Annotated in this window: 13 protein-coding genes and 1 tRNA gene; 9 read left to right on the top strand and 5 right to left on the bottom strand. The window is 70.5% G+C overall.

What is annotated here, in order from left to right; genetic code table 11:
* Nucleotides 1-6: 6 nt before the first annotated feature.
* The 3 genes from AC3AOF_RS08830 to AC3AOF_RS08840 all read left to right on the top strand — a co-directional run bounded on the left by AC3AOF_RS08830 (nucleotide 7) and on the right by AC3AOF_RS08840 (nucleotide 5,989).
* A complete protein-coding gene (locus AC3AOF_RS08830) occupies nucleotides 7-3,129 on the top strand; it encodes an efflux RND transporter permease subunit (RefSeq protein WP_488348265.1) in 3,123 nt (1,040 codons plus the stop codon).
* A 328-nt stretch (nucleotides 3,130-3,457) separates the two neighbouring features.
* The gene (locus tag AC3AOF_RS08835; RefSeq protein ID WP_488348266.1) at nucleotides 3,458-4,876 is read left to right on the top strand and encodes a phosphatase PAP2 family protein; all 1,419 of its coding nucleotides are present in this window, start codon (nucleotides 3,458-3,460) and stop codon (nucleotides 4,874-4,876) included.
* Between the two features lie 36 nt (nucleotides 4,877-4,912).
* Nucleotides 4,913-5,989: an alkene reductase gene (locus tag AC3AOF_RS08840; protein WP_488348267.1), complete on the top strand. Its 1,077-nt coding sequence runs from the start codon at nucleotides 4,913-4,915 to the stop codon at nucleotides 5,987-5,989.
* A gap of 549 nt (nucleotides 5,990-6,538) precedes the next feature.
* Here the strand turns inward: AC3AOF_RS08840 and AC3AOF_RS08845 are convergent.
* Nucleotides 6,539-7,276 carry a GntR family transcriptional regulator gene (locus tag AC3AOF_RS08845; RefSeq protein ID WP_488348268.1) on the bottom strand — a complete coding sequence of 246 codons (738 nt, stop codon included), beginning with the start codon at nucleotides 7,274-7,276 and terminating at the stop codon, nucleotides 6,539-6,541.
* Nucleotides 7,277-7,425: 149 nt separating this feature from the next.
* Between AC3AOF_RS08845 and AC3AOF_RS08850 the strand changes: the two genes are divergently transcribed.
* The 6 genes from AC3AOF_RS08850 (at nucleotide 7,426) to AC3AOF_RS08875 (ending at nucleotide 16,528) form a co-directional block, all read left to right on the top strand.
* Nucleotides 7,426-8,562 (top strand): sugar ABC transporter substrate-binding protein, encoded by a 1,137-nt coding sequence (locus tag AC3AOF_RS08850; RefSeq protein ID WP_488348269.1) that lies wholly within the window; start codon nucleotides 7,426-7,428, stop codon nucleotides 8,560-8,562.
* 155 nt (nucleotides 8,563-8,717) lie between these two features.
* Complete coding sequence (locus tag AC3AOF_RS08855) at nucleotides 8,718-10,259, top strand: sugar ABC transporter ATP-binding protein (RefSeq protein WP_488348270.1); 1,542 nt, start codon at nucleotides 8,718-8,720, stop codon at nucleotides 10,257-10,259.
* Nucleotides 10,256-12,322, top strand: a complete 2,067-nt coding sequence (locus AC3AOF_RS08860) for an ABC transporter permease (RefSeq protein ID WP_488348271.1) — start codon at nucleotides 10,256-10,258, stop codon at nucleotides 12,320-12,322. Before AC3AOF_RS08855 ends, AC3AOF_RS08860 begins: the two co-directional genes overlap by 4 nt.
* A gap of 37 nt (nucleotides 12,323-12,359) precedes the next feature.
* The gene (locus AC3AOF_RS08865) at nucleotides 12,360-13,235 is read left to right on the top strand and encodes an SMP-30/gluconolactonase/LRE family protein (RefSeq protein WP_488348272.1); all 876 of its coding nucleotides are present in this window, start codon (nucleotides 12,360-12,362) and stop codon (nucleotides 13,233-13,235) included.
* A gap of 630 nt (nucleotides 13,236-13,865) precedes the next feature.
* Nucleotides 13,866-15,140, top strand: coding sequence for a ribulose-bisphosphate carboxylase large subunit family protein (locus AC3AOF_RS08870; RefSeq protein ID WP_488348273.1), 1,275 nt, complete (start codon nucleotides 13,866-13,868; stop codon nucleotides 15,138-15,140).
* The gene (locus AC3AOF_RS08875) at nucleotides 15,137-16,528 is read left to right on the top strand and encodes a four-carbon acid sugar kinase family protein (RefSeq protein ID WP_488348274.1); all 1,392 of its coding nucleotides are present in this window, start codon (nucleotides 15,137-15,139) and stop codon (nucleotides 16,526-16,528) included. The genes AC3AOF_RS08870 and AC3AOF_RS08875 overlap by 4 nt, the downstream gene beginning before the upstream one ends.
* Nucleotides 16,529-17,024: 496 nt before the next feature.
* Here AC3AOF_RS08875 and AC3AOF_RS08880 read toward each other — a convergent pair whose 3' ends face one another.
* The 4 genes from AC3AOF_RS08880 to AC3AOF_RS08895 all read right to left on the bottom strand — a co-directional run bounded on the left by AC3AOF_RS08880 (nucleotide 17,025) and on the right by AC3AOF_RS08895 (nucleotide 20,512).
* Nucleotides 17,025-17,288 (bottom strand): hypothetical protein, encoded by a 264-nt coding sequence (locus AC3AOF_RS08880; RefSeq protein ID WP_488348275.1) that lies wholly within the window; start codon nucleotides 17,286-17,288, stop codon nucleotides 17,025-17,027.
* Between the two features lie 361 nt (nucleotides 17,289-17,649).
* Nucleotides 17,650-17,726 (bottom strand) — tRNA-Arg (locus AC3AOF_RS08885).
* A 116-nt stretch (nucleotides 17,727-17,842) separates the two neighbouring features.
* Complete coding sequence (locus tag AC3AOF_RS08890) at nucleotides 17,843-19,441, bottom strand: gamma-glutamyltransferase (RefSeq protein ID WP_488348276.1); 1,599 nt, start codon at nucleotides 19,439-19,441, stop codon at nucleotides 17,843-17,845.
* A gap of 573 nt (nucleotides 19,442-20,014) precedes the next feature.
* The gene (locus AC3AOF_RS08895) at nucleotides 20,015-20,512 is read right to left on the bottom strand and encodes a Ros/MucR family transcriptional regulator (protein WP_236991068.1); all 498 of its coding nucleotides are present in this window, start codon (nucleotides 20,510-20,512) and stop codon (nucleotides 20,015-20,017) included.
* Nucleotides 20,513-20,520 lie beyond the last annotated feature (8 nt).

Consider the following 20,520-nt stretch of genomic DNA (forward strand, 5'->3'; position numbering starts at 1 on the left):
GCTGCCATGAAATCCTGGTTCGCCCTCCTGATCCGCCGCCGCTGGCTCGTGCTGGTGGTGGCGCTCGCCGGTGCCGCCGGCGGGATCGTCAACCTCCGGGGCCTGTCGATCGACGCGGTGCCCGACATCTCGCCCAAGCAAGTGATGATCCTGACGCTCTCGCCCGGACTCGGGCCGCTCGAGGTCGAGCGGCTGGTGAGCTTCCCGGTCGAGAGCGCGATGGCGGGCGCGCCGGGCCTCACCGGCATCCGGTCGACCTCGCGCTTCGGCGTCTCGGCGGTCTACGTCACCTTCGACGAGGGGATGTCGATCACCGAGGCCCGCTCCCAGGTGTTCCAGCGCCTGCCCCAGGCCAAGGCGATGATGCCGGCCGGCATCGGCGACCCGCAGATGGGGCCGATGGCGACGGGCCTCGGCGAGATCTACCAGTTCGAGCTGCGCGGGCCGGCCTATTCGCCGATGGAGCTGAAGCGCTTGCTGCAATGGACGATCGCGCCGCGCCTCAAGCTCACGCCGGGCATCGCCGACGTGAACATCTATGGTGGGCAATTGCCCACCTACGAGGTCCGGGTCTCGGCCGAGAGCCTGCAGCGCTACGGCGTAACGTTGGGCCAGGTCTACACGGCTCTGTCCGAGAACAACCTCGCCCGGGGCGGCGCCTATCTAGAGCACAACGACCAGCAGGAGGTGATCCGGGGCTTAGGGCTAGCGACGGGTCCCGACGACATCGCCCGGATCGTGGTGGCGACCCATCCCGGCGGCGTGCCGGTGACGGTCGCGAGCCTCGGCGAGGTGGTGGAGGCGCCGAAAGTGCGCCTCGGCGCGGTGACCCACGATGCCGCCGGCGAGACCGTGGTCGGCATCGCCATGATGCAGCAGGGTGAGAATGCCAGCGCGGTCGTCGAGCGGGTGAAGGCGACGATCGAGGAGTTGCGCCCGCTCCTGCCGCCCGGCATCGCGATCGTGCCTTATTACGACCGCTCGGCTCTCGTCGAGCGCACGATCCACACCGTCGCCCACAACCTCGTCGAGGGGGCGGTGCTGGTGATCGTGGTGCTGCTCCTGCTGCTGGGCAACCTGCGGGCCGGGCTGGTGGTGGCCGCCGCGATCCCGCTCTCGATGCTGCTCGCCTTCGCGGGCATGCGGGTGCTGGGCCTGTCGGGCAACCTGATGAGTCTCGGCGCGATCGATTTCGGCCTCATCGTCGACGGCGCGGTGGTGATGATCGAGAACGTCCTGCGCGCCCGCGGCGAGCATCCGGAGCGCCCGGCCCACGCGGTCATCCGCGACGCGGCGGCGGAGGTGGCGCGGCCGGTGATGGTCGCGGTGGCGATCATCATCCTGGTCTACCTGCCGGTGCTGGCCCTCGAAGGGGTGGCCGGCAAGATGTTCCGGCCGATGGCGGTGGCGGTGATCCTGGCGCTCGCCGGCTCGCTCCTCCTCACCCTCACGCTGATGCCGGCGCTCGCCGCGCTCGTCCTGTCGGGCCGCGGGATCGGCGAGCGCGAGACGCGCCTCGTCCACGGGATGCGGGCGGTCTACACGCCGGTCCTGCTCGTCGCCGAGCGGCGGGCGGGCGCGACGGTCCTCGTTACGCTCGCGCTGTTTGCGGGAAGCTGTTTTCTTGCCACCCGGCTCGGCGGCGAATTCCTGCCCAAACTCTCCGAGGGCTCGATCGTCGTCACCTCGGAGAAGCTGCCGGGCATCAACCTCGACGCCTCGCTGAAGACCATGCGTCGGATCGAGGCGGTGCTGAAGTCGTTCCCGGAGGTGAAGCGGGTGGTCTCGCTCACCGGCAGCGCCGAGATCCCGACCGACCCGATGGGCGTCGAATCGACCGACAGCTTCATCACGCTCACCGACCCGGCGACCTGGACCACGGCGAAGGACCAGGACGGCCTCGTTGCGGCGCTCAGTGAGCGCCTGCGCCAGGAGGTGCCGGGCGTCGCCTACGCTTTCTCGCAGCCGATCCAGATGCGGATGGACGACCTGCTCGAGGGCGTGCGCGGCGACGTGGCGATCAGCCTCTACGGCGACGACCTCGGCATCCTGAAGGACAAGGCCGACGCCATCGTGCGGGCGGTCTCCGGCGTCCAGGGCGCGAGCGACGTGAAGGCCGAATCCCAGGCCGGGATGCCGGCCCTGTCGATCACGGTCGACCGGGCGGCGGCCGCCCGCTACGGGGTGAGCGCCAGCGACATCCTCGACGTGGTCGAGGCGATCGGCGGCCGGCCGTCGGGCCAGGTCTATCGTGACGACAACGCCATCACCGACATCGTGGTGCGGCTGGCGGGGAACGACCGCGCCGACATCGAGCGGGTGCGGGCGCTCCCGGTCGGGGGCAAGGGCAAGGGCACCGTGCCGCTCTCCCTCGTCGCCTCGGTCGAGGTCGCGACCGGCCCGGCCCAGATCAGCCGCGAGCGGTTGCAGCGCCGCATCTCGGTCCAGGCCAACGTGCGCGGGCGCGACGTGCAGAGCTTCGTCGCCGAGGCGCAAGCCGCCGTGACGGCGCAGGTGAGCCTGCCGCCGCGCTATTCCCTGGTTTGGAGCGGGCAATTCCAGAACCTCCAGGAGGCGACCGCCCGGCTGTCCGTGGTGGTGCCGGCGGCGCTCGCGGCGATCCTGGTGCTCTTGGTGGTGCTGTTCTCCGACATCCGGGTCGCGGGCCTCATCTTCCTCAACGTGCCGGTGGCGGCGACCGGCGGCATCCTGGCGCTCTATGCCCGCGGCCTGCCGTTCTCGGTCTCGGCGGCGATCGGCTTCATCGCCACCTTCGGCATCGCGGTGCTGAACGGCGTGGTGCTGATGAGCACCCTGCGCGACCTGGAGCGCGCCGGCCTCTCCCCGCGCGAGGCCGCCACCGAGGCCGCCGAGCGCCGCCTGCGCCCGGTGATGACGACGGCGCTCGTCGCCACGCTCGGCTTCCTGCCGATGGCGCTCTCGACCAGTGCCGGCGCCGAGGTGCAGCGCCCGCTCGCCACCGTGGTCATCGGCGGGCTCGTCACCGCGACGCTCCTCACCCTGGTGCTGCTGCCGGCGGTGTATCCGATCGTCGCGCGGCTGCGCGTCGGCCAGCAGCCGGCGGATGATCGCGAAGGCGTTCGGGGGAAGGAGCGGTCCGATGCGTAGACGTCAGGGTGGCGCATCTGTCGCTCCGTCGCTCCCACCCACCACCTCATCCTGAGGTGTCGGCGATCGGAGATCGCGCACGATCGCAGATCGACTGACCTCGAGGGAGCGCTCCAGGGATCGCCGAGACGTCTGGAGCCCTCCTTCGAGGCTCCTTTCAGTCGCACCTCAGAATGAGGCCGCGGGTGGGAATGGCGGCCCCGGTCGGCGTCCCGCCACGGTCCCGTATCGTGATCCGGTCCGACGCATAGACGCCATCGACCCGCCGGGCTGGACAGGAGCCCGCTCCCGTCGTTTCCTGCCGCCCGAACACAGGGGGGGCGACACGATGCGCAGGGCGGCCATTCACGGTCTCGCTTTTCTCGGCCTGATGCTGCCGGTCGGGGCGGAGGCGCAGACCGCGACGAACCTCGTCGCGCTCCAGGGGCTCGCCACGGTCAGCGTGCTCCAGGCGACGCCGGAGGGGCGGGCGGCGCTCGATGCCAACCTGACGGTGACCGGCGACATCCAGTTCGGCACGCAAAAGCAGCCGCATCTCCTGCCCCTCGACCAGCAGCGCCAGCTCGCCTTGCGCGACGCCTTCATCACCGACGGCAACGCCACCGAACTCGCCGACGGGCTCGGCAGCCGCCTCGGCGCGATCTACCAGGACAAGGCGCGTTACGCCGACTACAAGACGTTCAGCAACGTGACGCAGTCGGTGGCCGACCTGCTCGGCTACACCAACAACATCACGAAATCCGATTCGAATTCCGGAAAGTACTTCTTTGCCAACGGCACCACCGACGGCAAGAACCCGGTCTCGGAGGCGGCCAAGGGCATCTTCGCGGCCCGCGGCGGCGTGCCGGACGTGTTCGGCAAGGCCTATGACCGGCCGGGCGGCAGCAAGGGGGCCGACGCCTTCGGCAATTCCCGGCCGTTCCAGACCCTGCCGCAGCTCTACGCCTATCGGGGAGACGATTACTTCAAGCACGCCTCGCACAGCCTCGACTGGCTGCACGGGCCGAGCCAGAACCTGACCGACAGCCCGTCCTATCCGAGCGGCCACACCACCTACGGCTACACCGAATCGGTCGTCCTCGCGCTGCTGGTGCCCGAGCGCTACCAGCAGATGATCGTGCGGGGGGCCGAGTACGGCAACAACCGCATCGTCGTCGGCGCGCATTACGCCATGGACGTGCTCGGCGGGCGCACGGTGGCGTTGCACGCGCTCGCCCACCTGCTCGCCAACGATCCGGCCTATGTCGGCCAGATCCGCAAGAACCCGGCGGTCATCGCCGAGATGAGCCGGCAGACCAACGACGCGGTCGCGATCTCCGATTACCGCGCGGCCCTGGAGGCGGCGCGCAACGACCTCGCGATGGTCCTCAAGGATGCCTGCGGCGACACGGTCGCGGCTTGCGCCGCCGACGATACCAGCCGGTTCAAGGATGCCGCCGCCAACGAGGCCCTCTACGCCACCACCCAGACCTACGGCCTTCCGGTGGTCCACCAGAACACCGCGAACACCGTCGAGGATGTCGGCAAGCTCGCGCCGGAGGCCGGCTACCTCCTGACCGCGGCCTTCCCGTCGGTGAGCCTTGCCGAGGCGAACGCGATCCTGACGCAGACGCAGGGCCCCGGCGGCGGCTTCCTCGACGACGGCTCGGCCTTCGGGGTCTATTCGCGCCTGAACCTCTACGCGGCCGCCGGCAAGGCCTCGGCGCTCGCCGCCTCGCGCCGGCCGCAGCAGCAGACGACCCGCTGACCACGACAGGCCCTCTCCCACGCAGCGGAGTTCCCGATGCCCCGTCTCCTCGACCCGATCCGGCTCGGCGCGCTCGATGCGCAGAACCGGGTGTTCATGGCGCCGCTCACCCGGGCGCGAGCCACCCGCGACCACGTGCCGACCGGGATGATGGTCGAATACTACGCTCAGCGGGCATCGTCCGGCCTCATCATCTCGGAGGCGACCGGGATCAGCCCGCAGGGTCTCGGCTGGCCCTACGCGCCGGGCATCTGGAACCTTGAGCAGGTCGAGGCCTGGCGCCCGGTCACCGCCGCCGTGCACGAGGCGGGCGGGCTGATCGTGTCGCAGCTCTGGCACATGGGACGGGTGGTGCATCCGAGCCTGCCCGGGCGCGGCCAGCCGGTCTCCTCCTCGGCGACCACGATGCCGGGCCTGGCGCGGACCTACGAGGGCAAGGCGCCCCATGTCGAGGCCCGCGCCATGACCGAGGAGGATATCCGCGCCGTCCTCGACGATTACCGGCAGGCGGCCCGCCACGCGCTGGAGGCCGGCTTCGACGGGGTGCAGATCCACGCCGCGAACGGCTACCTCATCGACCAGTTCCTGCGCGACAACGCCAATTTCCGCACCGACCGCTACGGCGGTTCGATCGAGAACCGGATCCGGTTCCTGCGCGAGGTCGTGGCGGCGGTGGCCGAGATCGTCGGGCCTGAGCGCACCGGCGTGCGCCTGTCGCCGAACGAGGAGCGCCAGGGGGTGAACGACAGCAACCCCGAGCCGCTGTTCGAGGCGGCCTCGGCGGCGCTCTCCGCGATCGGCATCGCCTTCCTGGAGGTGCGCGAGCCGGGCTATGAGGGCACCAACGGCAAGGCCGAGCGCCCGCCGGTGGCGCCGCGGATGCGGGCGGCGTTCCAGGGCGCCTTCGTGCTCAATTCCGACTATGACGGCGCGCGAGGCCAAGCCGCCCTCGATACGGGCGCGGCCGACGCGATCGCGTTCGGGCGCCCGTTCATCGCCAATCCCGACCTGCCGCGGCGGATCGCCGAGGGTCTGCCGCTCTCCGCCGATGATGCCGAGACGTGGTATGCGGGTGGGGCGAAGGGGTATGTGGATTATCCGGCGGCGGGGTGAGTGGGGCCGGTCGTGCAGTCGGAGATATTTAAAACAGCCTATTCGCTTGAGAGTCCGTTCGAAACAATCTTCAGAAGCGATGCGATTTTGGCTTGTCTGTTTTGCAGGGTTTGCTCGGGCCGAGATCATCAAGAAGCAGTGCGCGCGAACCCTCCCCCCTCTGCGGGGGAGGGTGGACCCTGCGTCAGCAGGGGCCGGGAGAGGGGCAGCGCGACGCTGATCTAGGGAGCGCCCTTCAGAACGGCTCTGCCTTATCTGGAAGCGTGGTTCCCCTCTCCCGCCCCACTCCGTGGGGCACCCTCCCCCGCAGAGGGGGGAGGGTTCGAGCGTGCGCTTCACTGGGGAAGGGAGCCGGTCTCGCCCCTACCGAAAGCTTTTTTTGAATCCCGGTTTTTTGGCAAGCTTCATTTCGGGATGAGATAGATGATGTCAATTCTCGATGATCTCATCGAATAGGCTCTGACCGATGTTGGAACGGCACGGCGGTGTGGGAGGTCGATAAGGGCGTGCTTGGCGACGCCGCCGATCCCAGCTCGACCAATCCGCCGCTCACGCCGTCCCCATCACCACCCCCTTCCGCCGCCGCGCCCGCGGCGCCGGCGCCGCCTCCTCGCTCAGCACCCGGCGCAGCATCACGGCGGCATCGTCAATGTCCCGCCGCAGGGCCGCGCGCGCCGTCGCGGGGTCGCGCGCGGCGATGGCCACGCGCATCACCCGGTGGTGGTCGTTCGAGGCGCCCCAGGCGTCGCTCTCGCCCAGCAGGTTGAAGAACGGGCCGATCTGCAACCACAGTGACTCGATGATCGACAGGAGTGCCTCCGAGCCCGAGGCCCGGTAGATCGCGAAGTGGAAGGCCCGGTTCGCCGGGACGTAGCGGGCGCGGTCGCCCCGGTCCTTGGCCTCCTCCATCTCCGCGATGAGGCCGTCCAGCACGGGCAAAGCCTCGGGCGGCATGCTCTCGGCGGCCCATCCGATCGCCGTGCCCTCGACCTCGATCCGCACGCGCTGGAGGTCGTCCAGGCGCTCCGGCGACAGGAACGGGATGCCGACCGAGCGCCCGGCGACGTTGGTGAGCGCCTTCTCGGCGACCAGCCGGTGCATCGCCTCGCGCACCGGCATGGCGCTGACGCCGAAGGCTTCAGCCAGGCTCTGCACCGTCACCGTGCGGCCGGGCTCGATCCCGCCGGTCAGGATCATTTCCCGCATCCGCAGATAGACGTGATCCTGGATCGTCGCCCGCGACACGGGCGAATACGGCAGCTCTTGGTGCGCACGCACGGGCGCCATGTCGGATCCGGCTCGGTCTCGGGTGGGTGACGCCGCGACCTTAGCCAAGGCCGCCGCCCGAACAAAGGCCTTGTGGCGGTTTTCGATGTGTGATCTTTGATCAAAAAAAGGCGCAAAGCGCTCGAGAATCGCCCGGGAGGGGACCTCAGATGACCAGGACGCTGATCTCGGCCGGGATGGCCGCCCTCTGCCTGACGGCCGGGTGGGCCGGCGCGGCCTCCGCCCAGGAGAAGGCGCAAGAGAAGGCGAAAGTCTTCCTGAGCATGAGCTATATCGGGAACGACTGGCAGGCCGAGGCCGCCAACATGATCAAGGCGATGGCGGCAAGCCCGGCCGTCGCGGCGAAGATCGACCTCCAGGTCCAGGTCGCCGGCCCCAGCGCTCAGAAGCAGATCCAGCAGATCAACGCCATGGTCCAGGCCGGCGCCAAGGCGATCGTGGTCTTCCCGATCTCGCCCACCGCCCTCAACCAGGTCGTCAAGAATGCCTGCGCCAAGGGCGTGATGGTGATCGCCTATGACGGCGAGATCACCGAGCCTTGCGCCCACAACGTTCATATCGACCAGGCGGAGGCCGGGCGGGTCACCGCCGAGTGGCTGGCGGCCAAGCTCGGCGGCAAGGGCACCATCGTGGCGATCACCGGCGTGCCCGGCACCTCGGTCGATGGCGGCCGGACCGAGGCCGCCAAGGCGGTCTTCGCCAAGCATCCCGGCCTCAAGATCGTGGCCGAGGCGCCCGGCATGTGGAGCCAGGCGGTCGCCCGGACCGAGCTCTCCAAGATCCTGGCGACCCAGGGCTGGGACAAGATCGACGGGCTGTGGATGCAGGTCGGCTGCTTCACCGCCAACCAGATGCAGCTGGAGGCCGGCATCCCCGCCGACAAGCTCAAGCCCTGCGCGGGCGAGGGCTCGAATGGCGGCCGGATCCAGATGCTGCCGAAGGGCACCGCGGTGGAGGGGGCGAACGGCGCCTACGCACCGATGGGCGCGCCGCGCATCTCCTACGCCTCGCCGCCCTATTCGGGCGCCTACGCTCTCAAGCTCGTCCTCGCCAAGCTCGACGGCAAGGAGGTGGCGCGCGACACGATCCTGCCGCTGCCGGTGGTGACGAACGAGACCGTGAAGCTCTGCAAGACCGGCTCGTGGCAGGAAATGGCCGAGGGCTGCAACGCCTTCCAGCCCTCGTCGGTGCCGAATCCCGGCTGGTTCGCCTCGATCTTCTCGGACAAGACCCCCGAGGTCGGGCTCAAGGCGGCGCTGAACGCGGAGCCCGAGAAGGGGCAGTGAGTGCAAGGCGCCCACCCGCGGCTTCTCCTTGATCTACGTCACGTCCGGTCAAGCGCGGGCTTCTCTCTCCCGCGTGGGAGAGGGGGGAAGTGCTCGACCCTTATTCGAGCGCGCCCGGCGGAACCCTTACCGTTCGCCCCCACCGAGAACCCGACATGACCGACAGCGTCGACGCGCTCACGCTCGAGTCCATCGTCAAGACCTACGGGGCGACCGTGGCGCTCGGCGGCGCGACGATCCGCGTCGCGGCCGGCGAGGTCCACGCGCTGCTCGGCGAGAACGGCGCCGGCAAGTCCACCACCGTCAAGCTGCTCTCGGGCCTGATCCGGCCCAGTTCCGGCGAGATCCGGGTCTTCGGCGCGCCGGCCGCGATGGCGCGCCCGTCGGACGCCCACCGGCTCGGCATCCAGACCGCGTTCCAGGAGATCAGCCTGGTGCCGGATCTGACGGTCGCCGAGACCATGCTGATGCCCTACGCCCCCCGCGGAAGGTGGGGCCTGTTGCGCCGGCGCGAGGGCGAGGCGGCGATCCGCGCCCATCTCGACCGGATCGGGCTGTCGGACATCGATACGCGGGCGGAGGTGCGCGCCCTCGACCTGCCGCAGCGCCAGAAGATCGAGATCGCCCGGGCGGTATATCGGACACCGCGCATCCTCCTCCTCGACGAGCCGACCTCGGCACTCTCGGGCGGCGACATCGACTGGCTCGGCGGGCTCATCGCCCGGCTCAAGGCCGAGGGCGTGACGACGATCTTCATCTCGCACCGCATGGCCGAGGTGCGCCTGTTCTGCGACCGCCTCACCGTCCTGCGCAACGGCAAGGAGGCCGGCACCGCCCGTGTGGACGAGGTCGACGACGACACGGTGATCCGGATGATCATCGGGCGCTCGCTCGAGGCCACCTTCCCGCCAAAGCCGGTGCCGGCGCCCCGCCCGGCGGGGGCCGTCCCGGTCCTGAGCGGGGAGGGCCTGAGCACCGGCGGCAAGCTGCGCCAAGCCGCCTTCTCGCTCTGGCCGGGCGAGATCCTGGGCATCGCCGGTCTCCAGGGCATGGGCCAGCAGGACCTCTTCCACGCCTGTTTCGGCCTGGTCCCGCTCACCGAAGGCACCCTGTCGGTCGATGGCCGACCGATCACCCTGCGCTCGCCGCAGGACGCGATCCGGCCGGAGATCGGCCTCGCCCTGGTGCCGGAGGAGCGCAAGACCGAGGGCCTGTTCCTGAAGCGGGACGGCCGCTTCAACGTCTCGCTGCCGGTGATCGACCGCTATGCCCGTTTCGGGTTCGTCGACCGGGCGGCCGAGCGCCGGGACGTCGCGGCGGCGCTCGAACAGGTCGACATCCATCCGCGCGCCATCTTCACCCCGGCGGGTGCGTTCAGCGGCGGCAACCAGCAGAAGATCGCCATCGCCAAGTGGCTGATCACCGGCGGCCGCGTGCTGCTGATGTTCGATCCGACCCGCGGCATCGACATCGGCACCAAGCACCAGCTCTACGGCCTGATGCGCGACTTCGCGGCGGCGGGCGGTGCGGTTCTGTTCTACTCGACCGAGATCACCGAACTGGTGAACCTGTGCGACCGGGTCCTCGTCCTCTATGGCGGGACTGTCGTCGACGAGATGCAGGGCGAGGCGATCGAGGAGGAGCGGATCATGCGCGGGGCCCTCGGGGGAGCCGCGCGCCACGGAGTGCACGCATGACGAGCCTCGCCGCGACCTCCATCGGCTCTCGGCGGCCTGTCGCCCGCCCCGGCGCGTGGCGGCCGGGCCTGGCGCGCCACCGCGGCGTGCTGATCGCGCTGACCGTCTTCGCGATCCTGTTCGGGGTCGTCGTGGCGATCTCGGGGTTCAACTACTTCCAGTTCAGCTTCGTCTCCTCCGGCGGGGCGGCGCTGGCGCTCGCGACGGTCGGGCAGACCTTCGTGGTGCTCACCGGCGGGTTCGACCTCTCGGCCGGCGCCGTGGTCTCGCTGGTCAACGTCGTGCTCGGCACCGGGATGGGATCCGGCATCGGCTCGCAGGTCCTGTTCGGCCTGATCGCGCTCGGCATCGGCGCCGTGGTCGGGGCGTTCAACGGCGTCTTCGTCGCCTATGTGCGGATGCAGCCGATCGTCGTGACGCTCTCGACGATGTTCATCGTCCAGGGCGTGACCCTGCTCGTCAGCGACAAGCCGGGCGGCACCATCGCCCCCGAATTCGTCGCCTTCTTCACCGGCGACGCGATCCCGGGAATTCTGCCGGCGCCGGTGCTCGTCGTGGCGGGCGCGGCCTTGGTCTGGCTCCTCGTCAAGGCGACGCGGTTCGGCATCGGTCTCTATGCCGTCGGCAGCGACGAGGACGCGGCCTTCGCCTCGGGCCTCGACACCCGCTTCGTCACCTTCCGGGCCTACGTGCTGGCGGGAACCTTCTACGGCGCGGCGGGCGCCTTCGTGTCGGCGCAGACCGGATCGGCGGATCCGCTGGTCGGGAATTCCATGCTGCTCCAGATCTTCGCCGCGGTGGCGCTCGGCGGAACGGTGCTAGGGGGCGGGCGCGGCGGCGCGATCGGCTCGATCATCGGCGCCTACACGCTGATGATCGCCGTCAACATCCTGCTCGCCCTCGACGTGCCGGCCTTCTACTCGTCGGTGGCCGAAGGGACGCTGCTGATCCTCGCCGTCATCGGCGGCTCGCTCGGCCGGCACTCGGCGCTGGCGGATTATATCCGGCTCGGGCTCCTCACCCTCAAGGCCCAGCGGGACGGCACGCTTGCCGCCGCCCACCGCTCGCACCGTCCAAAGCTCGTGCTGCCGCCGGTGGCGCGCCGCAGCCACGCGCCCGCCGCCTCCGGCTGGCTGGTGCGGAATCGCGAGGCGCTGAAATACACGCTTCCCGCCTATGTCGGCCTGGTCCTGGTGCTGGTGGCGACGCAAGTCGTCAACGGCAACGCGCTGACCAATCCGGGCTTCTTCAACTCGCTGGTCGTGCTGTCGTCCTTCCTGGCGATCCTGGCGCTCGGCCAGGGCACGGCGATCCTGACCGGCGGCCTCGACCTGTCCCTGCCCTGGATGATCTCGCTCACCGGCATCGTGGTGGCGGGCCTCGTCGGCGGCTCGGACCAGGCGGCCCTCTGGGCCGTGCCGCTGGGCCTCGGCCTCGGGACCGCGCTCGGCGCGGTCAACGGGCTCGGCATCGTGCTGTTCGGCCTGCCGCCGATCGTAATGACGCTCGCCATGAACGGCATCCTCCAGGGGGCGGCGCTCGTCTATAGCGGCGGCACCCCGTCGGGCTTCGCCTCGCCGGGGATGCGCTGGGTGATGACGGGCCAGTTCCTCGGCGCCACGCCGGTGGTGTGGGGCGTCCTCGCCTTCGCGCTCGCCGCCGCGATCCTGCTCGGCCGCACCGTGTTCGGGCGCCGGGTCTACGCCATCGGCAACAGCCCGCTCGCCGCCCGCTTCAGCGGCGTCGGCGTCGGCGGCACGCTCATCGGGGTCTACGCCCTGTCGGGCTTCTGCGCGGCGCTCGTCGGCATCCTGCTCGCCTCGTTCAGCGGCCAGGCCAGCCTCGGCATGGGCGACGAGTACCTGCTGCCCTCGATCGCCGCGGTGGTGGTGGGCGGCAGCCTGATCACCGGCGGGCGGGGCCGCTATCCCGGCATGCTCGGCGGCGTGCTGCTGCTCACCGCGCTCTCGACGCTGCTCGCCGGCACCATGCTGCCCCACGCGGTGCGGGACATCATCTTCGGCCTCGTCGTGCTCGGGGCCGTGCTCGCCCTGCGCGATTGAGGCGGGTTTCACCAACAAGACGACACGGGAGGAGTCCATGCGCATCGAGATCCTGGCGGACGTCAAGACGACCCTCGGCGAGGGCCCGCTCTGGGACGTGGAGGAGCAGCGCCTGTACTGGATCGACAGCTTCGACGGGCGGGTCTTCCGCTGCACCGTGGACGGGCGCGAGATCCGGGCCTGGGACGTGCCGCAGAAGATCGGCTCGATGGCCTTGCGCCGCGGCGGCGGGGCGATCGTCTCGCTCCAGCGCGGCTTCCACGCCCTCGACTTCGAGACCGGCGAGGTCACCCTGATCCACGATCCCGAGCCCGACCGGCCGGCGAACCGGCTCAACGACGGCAAGGTCGACCGCCAGGGCCGCTTCGTCGCCGGCTCGATGGACACGATGGAGGAGGGCGCCAACGGAGCGCTCTACCGCCTCGATCCCGACCTCTCCGTGCACCGGCTCGATTCCGGCATCATCTGCTCGAACGGCCCGTGCTGGAGCCCGGATGGCGGCACCTTCTACTTCAACGACACCTGGTCGGGCGAGATCTGGGCCTACGATTACGACACCGCGACGGGCAATGTCTCGAACCGCCGGACCTTCGCGCCGGTCGACACGTCGGGCGGCGGCGCAGCCGACGGCTCGACCGTCGATGCCGAGGGCTGCCTGTGGAACGCGCTGGTCTATGACGGCAAGCTCGTCCGCTACCGGCCGGACGGCACGGTGGACCGCGTGATCGAGATGCCGGTCAAGAAGGTGACGAGCGTCATGTTCGGCGGTCCGAACCTCGACATCCTGTTCGTGACCTCGATGGCCAAGCCCCCCCTGCCGCGCTTCCCCGGAGACGGGCCGTTGCGCGGCAGCCTGTTCGCCATCCATGATCTGGGCGTGCGCGGCGTGCCGGAGATGCGGTTCGCCGGTTGAGCGAGGGGAGACGGCGTCGGAAGCCTTTTTCCTCGGAGGCCGGGATTTGTCCTCACAGCCTCTGCGCCGAAATCCAGATCTAGAAAGCCCGAATCTTCGCTGAGTGTGATCCGTCGAAATGATCATGGGGCCAGCAAAAAACAGTTCGAAACCGAGCTGAGCGGAGTTGTGCCATCCAGTCTACCCGACGTGTCGCGAACGGCTGCAAGAGCGTGGGAGCGTCGACCGCCGCAAACCCTCCCCCCTCTGCAGGGGAGGGTGCCCCACGGAGTGGGGCGGGAGAGGGGAACCACGGTTCCGGATAAGACTGAACCGTTTTGAAGGGCGCTCCCCGGATCGGCGTCGCGCTGCCCCTCTCCCGGCCCCTGCTGACGCAGGGTCCACCCTCCCCCGCAGAGAACGGAGGGTTCATGCTCTCGGCTGTTGCGCCGGCACCGCGCAACCTGCTGTTTTGTTGTCCATACATGCAGTTCCGCTTGGAGCGCTTCCTAACTTTGAGTGACGATCGGATCTCCATAGAAAATGCTGTGAAATCCGAGGCCAAGAACATCGACCGATTGCAGTGCGAACGGGCGATGTTCTAGACTCGTCGGTGCGCCCGGTATCGGCGTCGCGATCGGAATCGAGTGAATGAGCCAGCACCCCGCCGCGCCTCCGGTCCGGATCGAGGCCGATTATCTCCTGGAGACCGCGAGCGATCCCCGCCGTGTGGCGGAGACGATGGCCGGCGAGCAATCGAGCGGCACCTTCGTGCCGGTGCCGGGCGAGACGCCGGAACTCAAGGCCCGTTCCGCCGCCCGGGTCGAGCGGCTGGATGTGCTGGAGGAGGGCGTCGCGGCCCCGTCGCTGCCGACCACCGCCGCCATCGACGCAGGCAAGTTGCGCCGTGCCCGCGTCACCCTGTCCTGGCCGATCGAGAATCTCGGCCCCTCGCTGCCGAACCTGCTCGCCACGGTGGCCGGCAACCTGTTCGAGCTGCGCCCGGTCACGGGCCTGCGCCTCCTCGACATCCGGCTGCCGCAGGCCTTCGCCGAGGCCTATCCGGGCCCGCGCTTCGGGATCGAAGGCACGCGCCGCCTCGCCGGCGTCGAGGGGCGGCCGATCATCGGCACCATCGTCAAGCCGAGCGTCGGTTTCGGGCCGGACGAGACCGCCGCCCTGGTCCGCACCCTGTGCGAGGGCGGGATCGACTTCATCAAGGACGACGAGTTGCAGGCCGACGGGCCGCATTGCCCGTTCGACGACCGGGCGCGCGCGGTGATGCGGGTCGTCAACGACCATGCCGAACGGACGGGGAAGAAGGTGATGGTCGCCTTCAACCTCACCGGCGAGATCGACCAGATGCGCCGCCGCCACGATCTCGTGCGCGATCTCGGCGGTACCTGCGTGATGGCGAGCCTCAACTCGGTCGGCCTCGTCGGCATGATCGAGCTGGCGCGGATGAGCGAGTTGCCGATCCACGCCCACCGCAACGGCTGGGGCGCGCTGACCCGTCACCCGCTGCTCGGGTGGTCCTACGTCGCCTGGCAGAAGATCTGGCGGCTCGCCGGCGCCGACCACATGCACGTCAACGGCCTCGACAACAAGTTCTCGGAGGACGACGACAGCGTCGTCGCCTCGGCTCGGACCTGCCTGACCCCGCTGTTCCCCGACAAGCCGTGCCTTTCCATGCCGGTCTTCTCGTCCGGCCAGACGGTGCGGCAGGCGCCGGGCACCTACGCGGCGCTCGGCTCCACCGATCTCATCGTCACCGCGGGCGGCGGCATCGTCGCCCATCCGGGCGGGCCCGGCGAGGGGGTGGCGGCGTTCCGCCAGGCCTGGGAGGCGGCGGTGACGGGCATTCCGCTGTCCGACCACGCCCGCACCCATCCGGCCCTGGCGCAGGCGCTGGAGGGCGCCGCATGACCCCGAATATCCAGGCCTTCCGTGCGCTCCCCGACGGCCCGCTCGTCGCCTTCTACGGCGACGATTTCACCGGCTCCTCGGCGGCGATGGAGGTGCTGGCCTTCGCCGGGCTCGAGACCGTGCTGTTCCTCTCGGTTCCCGGCGCGGCGCGCCTGAAGGCCTTCGCGGGCGCCCGCGCCATCGGCATCGCCGGGGTGGCGCGCTCGCAGCCGCCGGCCTGGATGGACCGGGAATTGCCGCCCGCCTTCCGGCTCCTCGCCTCGCTCGACGCGCCGGTGGCGCATTACAAGGTCTGCTCGACCTTCGATTCGGCGCCGCATGTCGGCTCCATCGGCCGGGCCGCCGAGATCGGCCACGGCGTCTTTGCCGGCGACTGGATCCCGATGGTCGTCGCCGATCCGGGGATGGGGCGCTACCAGAGCTTCGGCCACCTGTTCGCGATGGCCGACGGCCGGGGCCACCGCCTCGACCGTCACCCGACCATGGCCCGCCACCCGGTCACGCCGATGGACGAGGCCGATCTCGGACGCCATCTCGCCCGCCAGACGGCGCTCCCGATCGGTCTCGTCGACTTCGTGGCGATGAAACGCGGCGCGGGCGATGCGGCGCTGGCCCGGGCGAGGGAGGAGGGCGCCCGGATCGTGTCTCTCGACGTGCTCGATGCCGAGACCCTGGCCGAGGCCGGGCGGCTGATCTGGGAGCGGGGCGGGCGCCCGGTCTTCGCCATCGGGTCGCAGGGGATCGAGGCCGCCCTGGTCGCCCATTGGCGCGCCGCCGGCCTGCTGCCGGCCGAGCCGCCGGTCTCCCGGCCCGGCCCGGTCGCGCGGATGGCGGTCGTTTCCGGCTCAGTCTCGCCGGCCACGGCCGGCCAGATCGCCCACGCCCTCGACCGGGGCTTTGCCGGCATCCGGCTCGACGCCCGCCTCGTGGTCGATGACCAAGCCTTCGCGCGCGAGATCGGCCGGGTGGTCGAGGCGGCTCTCCGCGCCCTCGGCGCGGGGCGCGATCCCCTGGTCTACAGCGCGGCCGGCCCGGACGATTCGGGCGTCGCCGCCCTGCGGGAGGCAGTGTCCGTCGCCGGCCTCGATCCGGTCCAGGCGAGCGAGCGGCTTGGCGCCGGGCTCGGCCACACCCTGCGGGAGATCGTGCGGGCCGCCGGCCTGACCCGGGCGGTGATCGCGGGCGGCGACACCTCGGGTCATGCCGCGATGCAACTCGGCATCGACGCCCTCACCGCGCTCGGGCCCCTCGATCCGGGTTCGCCGCTCTGCCGGGCGCATGGCCCCGACACGCCCCTCGACGGGCTCGAACTGGCGCTGAAGGGCGGCCAAGTCGGCCGGCCCGATTTCTTCCTGGCCGTCAAGCAGGGTGGCCGTGCCGCCTCGTGAGACGATGGAGGTGAGGAGACGACGCAGCGGCTCGCGGGCAAGGCCGCCCTCGTCGACAGGGCGGGACCATCGGCCTGTCCGTCGCGACCGCCTCCATGCGCGTGGGCGGCGGCACGGTCATCAGTATCGCCTCGCTGTCGGGCCGGCGCGGCGGCAACGGGCAGGCGGCCTACGGCTCGGCCAAGGCGGGGCTCGAACTCCCGACCAGGGTCAGGCGGTGGGGCTTGCCGCCCACACCATCACCGTCGATACCATCGCGCGCAGCGCGTTCCAGACCGAGATCGCCAGGACGATGCACGACCGGGCGGCCCGGGCCGCCTACGCCGCCCGGGTCCCGCTGATCCGCGACGGCACCCCGGGTGGAGGACGCGCCCGGCGGATGCTGCTACCGCGTCCGGAGCGCGGACGGCGACCTGTCCGACATCACCCGGCTGCCCGCATCGTGTCACCCGGCCCGGGTGACACGATGCGGGTCTGCAGGGAGCGCAACCTGCGCTCACCGCCGCCGGCCGCGCGTGTCCAGAAGGGCGGGAGCGGTAGGCGCCAAGGGCCGGGCCGGCGCGATCCCTGCCTGCGTCGCACCGGCCGCGAGACCCCCATCGTGCGGGCGCATCGCGCCGTCGCCGAACAGGCCGCCGGGGCCCTGGTTCGGCACCTCGATCCGCGCGCCCCACACGTCGATCGTGTGCGTCTGCTGCGCGAGGGCGCTGCCGGTGGTGGCGGCCAGCAAGGCGGAGGCAAAGATCAGCCGGTGCAACATCTGACTATCTCCGAAATTCCGCCGCCTATCAGCGCGGCATCTGTCTCGAAGATAATTTTTCCCTGCATTCGAAATATCGTCGCAAAATATAGAATGGCACATACATTGATCTGCGCCGGTCATACTAAGGTATTGTGAAGCGGCGGCTCCGGGGACGGAGGCGCGGTCCGGCCTCGTCTCGGGCCGGGTCCGGCGGCCGTGTCGCCCTTGGCTCCGGTCGTCCGCCGGCATCGTCCGACAGGTCGCGGCCCCCAAGGCCGGCCGTGGCGCGGCCGGCCGCCGGAAACGCCGCGCCGGGGGGCCGTACGATTGGAGCCTGAGCCGATGAGGGCGCCCTGTCGTCGAACGGGGGACGTGGAGATGGCGACCCCGGTAGGGCTCGAACCTACGACCTGCCGCTTAGAAGGCGGCTGCTCTATCCAGCTGAGCTACGGGGCCTGGCCGGATGGCGTGGTAGCAGGACGCTTGCCGCCCGTCCACACGGGACGGGACGCCGCGGACGGCTTGTGCCCCGCGCCCGGCGTCGACGACGGCCTCTCGCGCACGTGCAGACTCTACCCCGCCGCCACGGCCGCCGACCACGGCGAGGCGACGTCGCTGCACGCGCTAGCCTCGCCGCCTTCCAGCCTGACGAAGTTGGGGCAGGCGAAGTTGATCGGCAGGACGCCGTGCTCCACCACCGCCAGCGGGCCCGCCGCCGCGAGGGCGTCGCGCACGGCCTGCGGGAGGCGGGCATCCGCCGTGGCGCCGTCCGGGCCCGAGACGTCGATGCGCGGTGCGTGGGCCGCCTCGCCCGCCTCCATGCCGAAATCGATGAGGTAAGCGAGGGTCTGGTAGACGCTCGCCAGGATTCGCCGCCCGCCCGATGCGCCGGCGGCGAGGCGCGGACCGTCGCCCGTGCGCGGCGTGACGATGACCGGGCACATGTTGCAGAGCGGGCGCGCGCTCGCGGCGATCGCGTTGGCGCTGCCGGGGCGCGGATCGAACCACATCACGCCGTTGTTCATCAGCACGCCGGTTTTCGGCAGCACGACCCGGCTGCCCATCGACGAGAGCAGCGTCGTCGTCAGCGAGACCAGCATCCCGTTCCGGTCGACGACCGTGAGATGCGTCGTGCAGGTATCGCCAGGTGTGTCGCCCGTCTCCCCGGCCGCGCCCAAGCCCGAAAGGCGCCGGGCATAGGCGTCGCGCATGACCGTCGAGAGGGTGGAAAACCAGGCGGCGTCCGGGCCGGAGGGCGGGAGGGCGACCTCCGCCATGCCGGCGACGACCTCGGCCAGCGTCGGCGCGGCGGTGAGGCCGCCCGCATGGTGGACGAGGTGGTCGCTGCGCCACGCGAGGGTCGGCGCGCCGCGCAAGCCGGCCAAGCAGCCGGCCAGGTCGTCCCGGTCGATCACGCCGCCGACGGCCGCGACGTCGGCGGCGAGGTCGCGGGCGATCCCGCCCTCGTAGAAGTCGCGCAGGCCGCGTTCCGCCAGCCGCTCCAGCGTCTCGGCCAGGCGGCCGAGGGGCCGGAAGCCGGGCGTGCCCTGGTAGGGCGGCACCGGCGGCAGCCCGTCCGGCAGGTAGATCCGCGCGCTCTCCTCGTAGAGCCGCAGCACCGAGGCCGAGGAGGCGATCTTCAGGGTGGTGAACCAGTCCTGGGCCAGGCCCCGCCGAGCCAGCGCGATGGCCGGCGCCAGCAATTCCGCGACCGGGCGGCCCGTCCCGAACGCCTCGTGCAGCGCGGCGTAGCCCGCCACCGCCGAGGGGATGCAGAACGAGAGCGGCCCGTGGACGTTGCGGTCGCCCTCCACCTCGGGCCAGGTGAACAGGTCGCGCTTTTCCCGGCCGGTGAGAGGATAGTCCGCGGCCTTCGTGTTGCGGCTCGACACCGGCCCGAAATCGACGACCGTCGCCCGCGCGGCGCCGGCCGGCAGCACCAGGGCGAAGCCGATGCCGCCGAGCCCGCTGTTCCAGGGCTCGACCGCCGCCAGGGCGAAGGCGGTGGCGAAGGCCGCATCGGCGGCGTTGCCGCCGGCTGCGAGGATCGCCGCGCCCGCCTCGGCGGCCTCGCGGTTCTGCGCCACCACGATCCCGTTCCGGCCCGACGCGACCGGCTTCGTCACCGTCCAGTTCTGCGTGCGATAGGGCGTGGTGTCGTGAGCCGGCATCCGCATGTCCTCCCGAGTCCGTCGGTCGGCGAGGATGACCGGCCGCGGATCGCCCGCCAAGCGCCGATGCCGCGGGGGCGATGCGCCTGCCGGGCAGGGGAAGGCCATCGGCGACCGGCCCGGCACTCGACCGCCAGGGGCGTCGGGATGCCGACGTGTCGTCTGCTCGGAGCCTGGATGGCCGATCGGATGACTCGCCCCCACCCGCAACCTCGTCCCGAGGCGCCGCGTCGCGGCCTCGACGGAGGGCTCCAGACGTCGCGATGATCCCTGGACTCCTCCATCGAGGCTTCCTCCGGTCGCACCTCAGAGCCTGTTTGAGCGGAGTGATTTGACAAAAACCGAGAGGGATTATGGGATATCCCACCCTTTCACCTCAGGATGGGGTTAGAGGATGGGATGATCCCACCTGACTCAAGTCTTGGGTGCTCAGACAGGCGCTCGAGATGGGCTCGCTCATGGGATGGAGAATGGCATGACGACGCCGATCTCGCCAGTCAAACAGGCTGCCGGATTTCCCTGGTCTCGCCGGTTCCCGTCGCGGAACCGGCGGCCGTTCCTTGCGGAACCCGTTCAGGCCTCGGACTTGCGCGGCCGGCCGCGGCGGGCCGGTGCCGCGGGCTCGGCCTTGGTCTCGGCCTGGGCCCGCTGGGCCGCAGCGCGCTCGCGCCGGATCTGGCCGAGGCCGAGGCTCTTGGCGAGCTCGGAGCGCTGGGCCGCGTAGCTCGCCGCCACCATCGGATAGTCGTAGGGCAGGCCGAACTTCTGGCGGTACTCGTCCGGCGTGTAGCCGCGCGTCGTGAGGTGCCGCTTCAGGCTCTTGTACGGCTTGCCGTCGAGGAAGCTCGTGATGTGGTCCGGCGTCACGGATTTCCGGATTTGCGCGGCGGTGACCTTATGGTCCTCCACCGGCTCGGGCGCCGGCTGATCGAGGCCGACCAGCGTTGCGTGTATCGATGCAATCAGGCCGGGCAGATCTGCTACCGGAACGTTGTTGTTCGAGACGTAGGCGCCGACGATGTCACTCGTCAGCTCGATCATCGGAGAGGTGAGGGAGACTGCGTCGTCCATTTTTTTCT

The sequence above is a fragment of the Methylobacterium sp. 142-1Y genome (assembly GCF_057747795.1).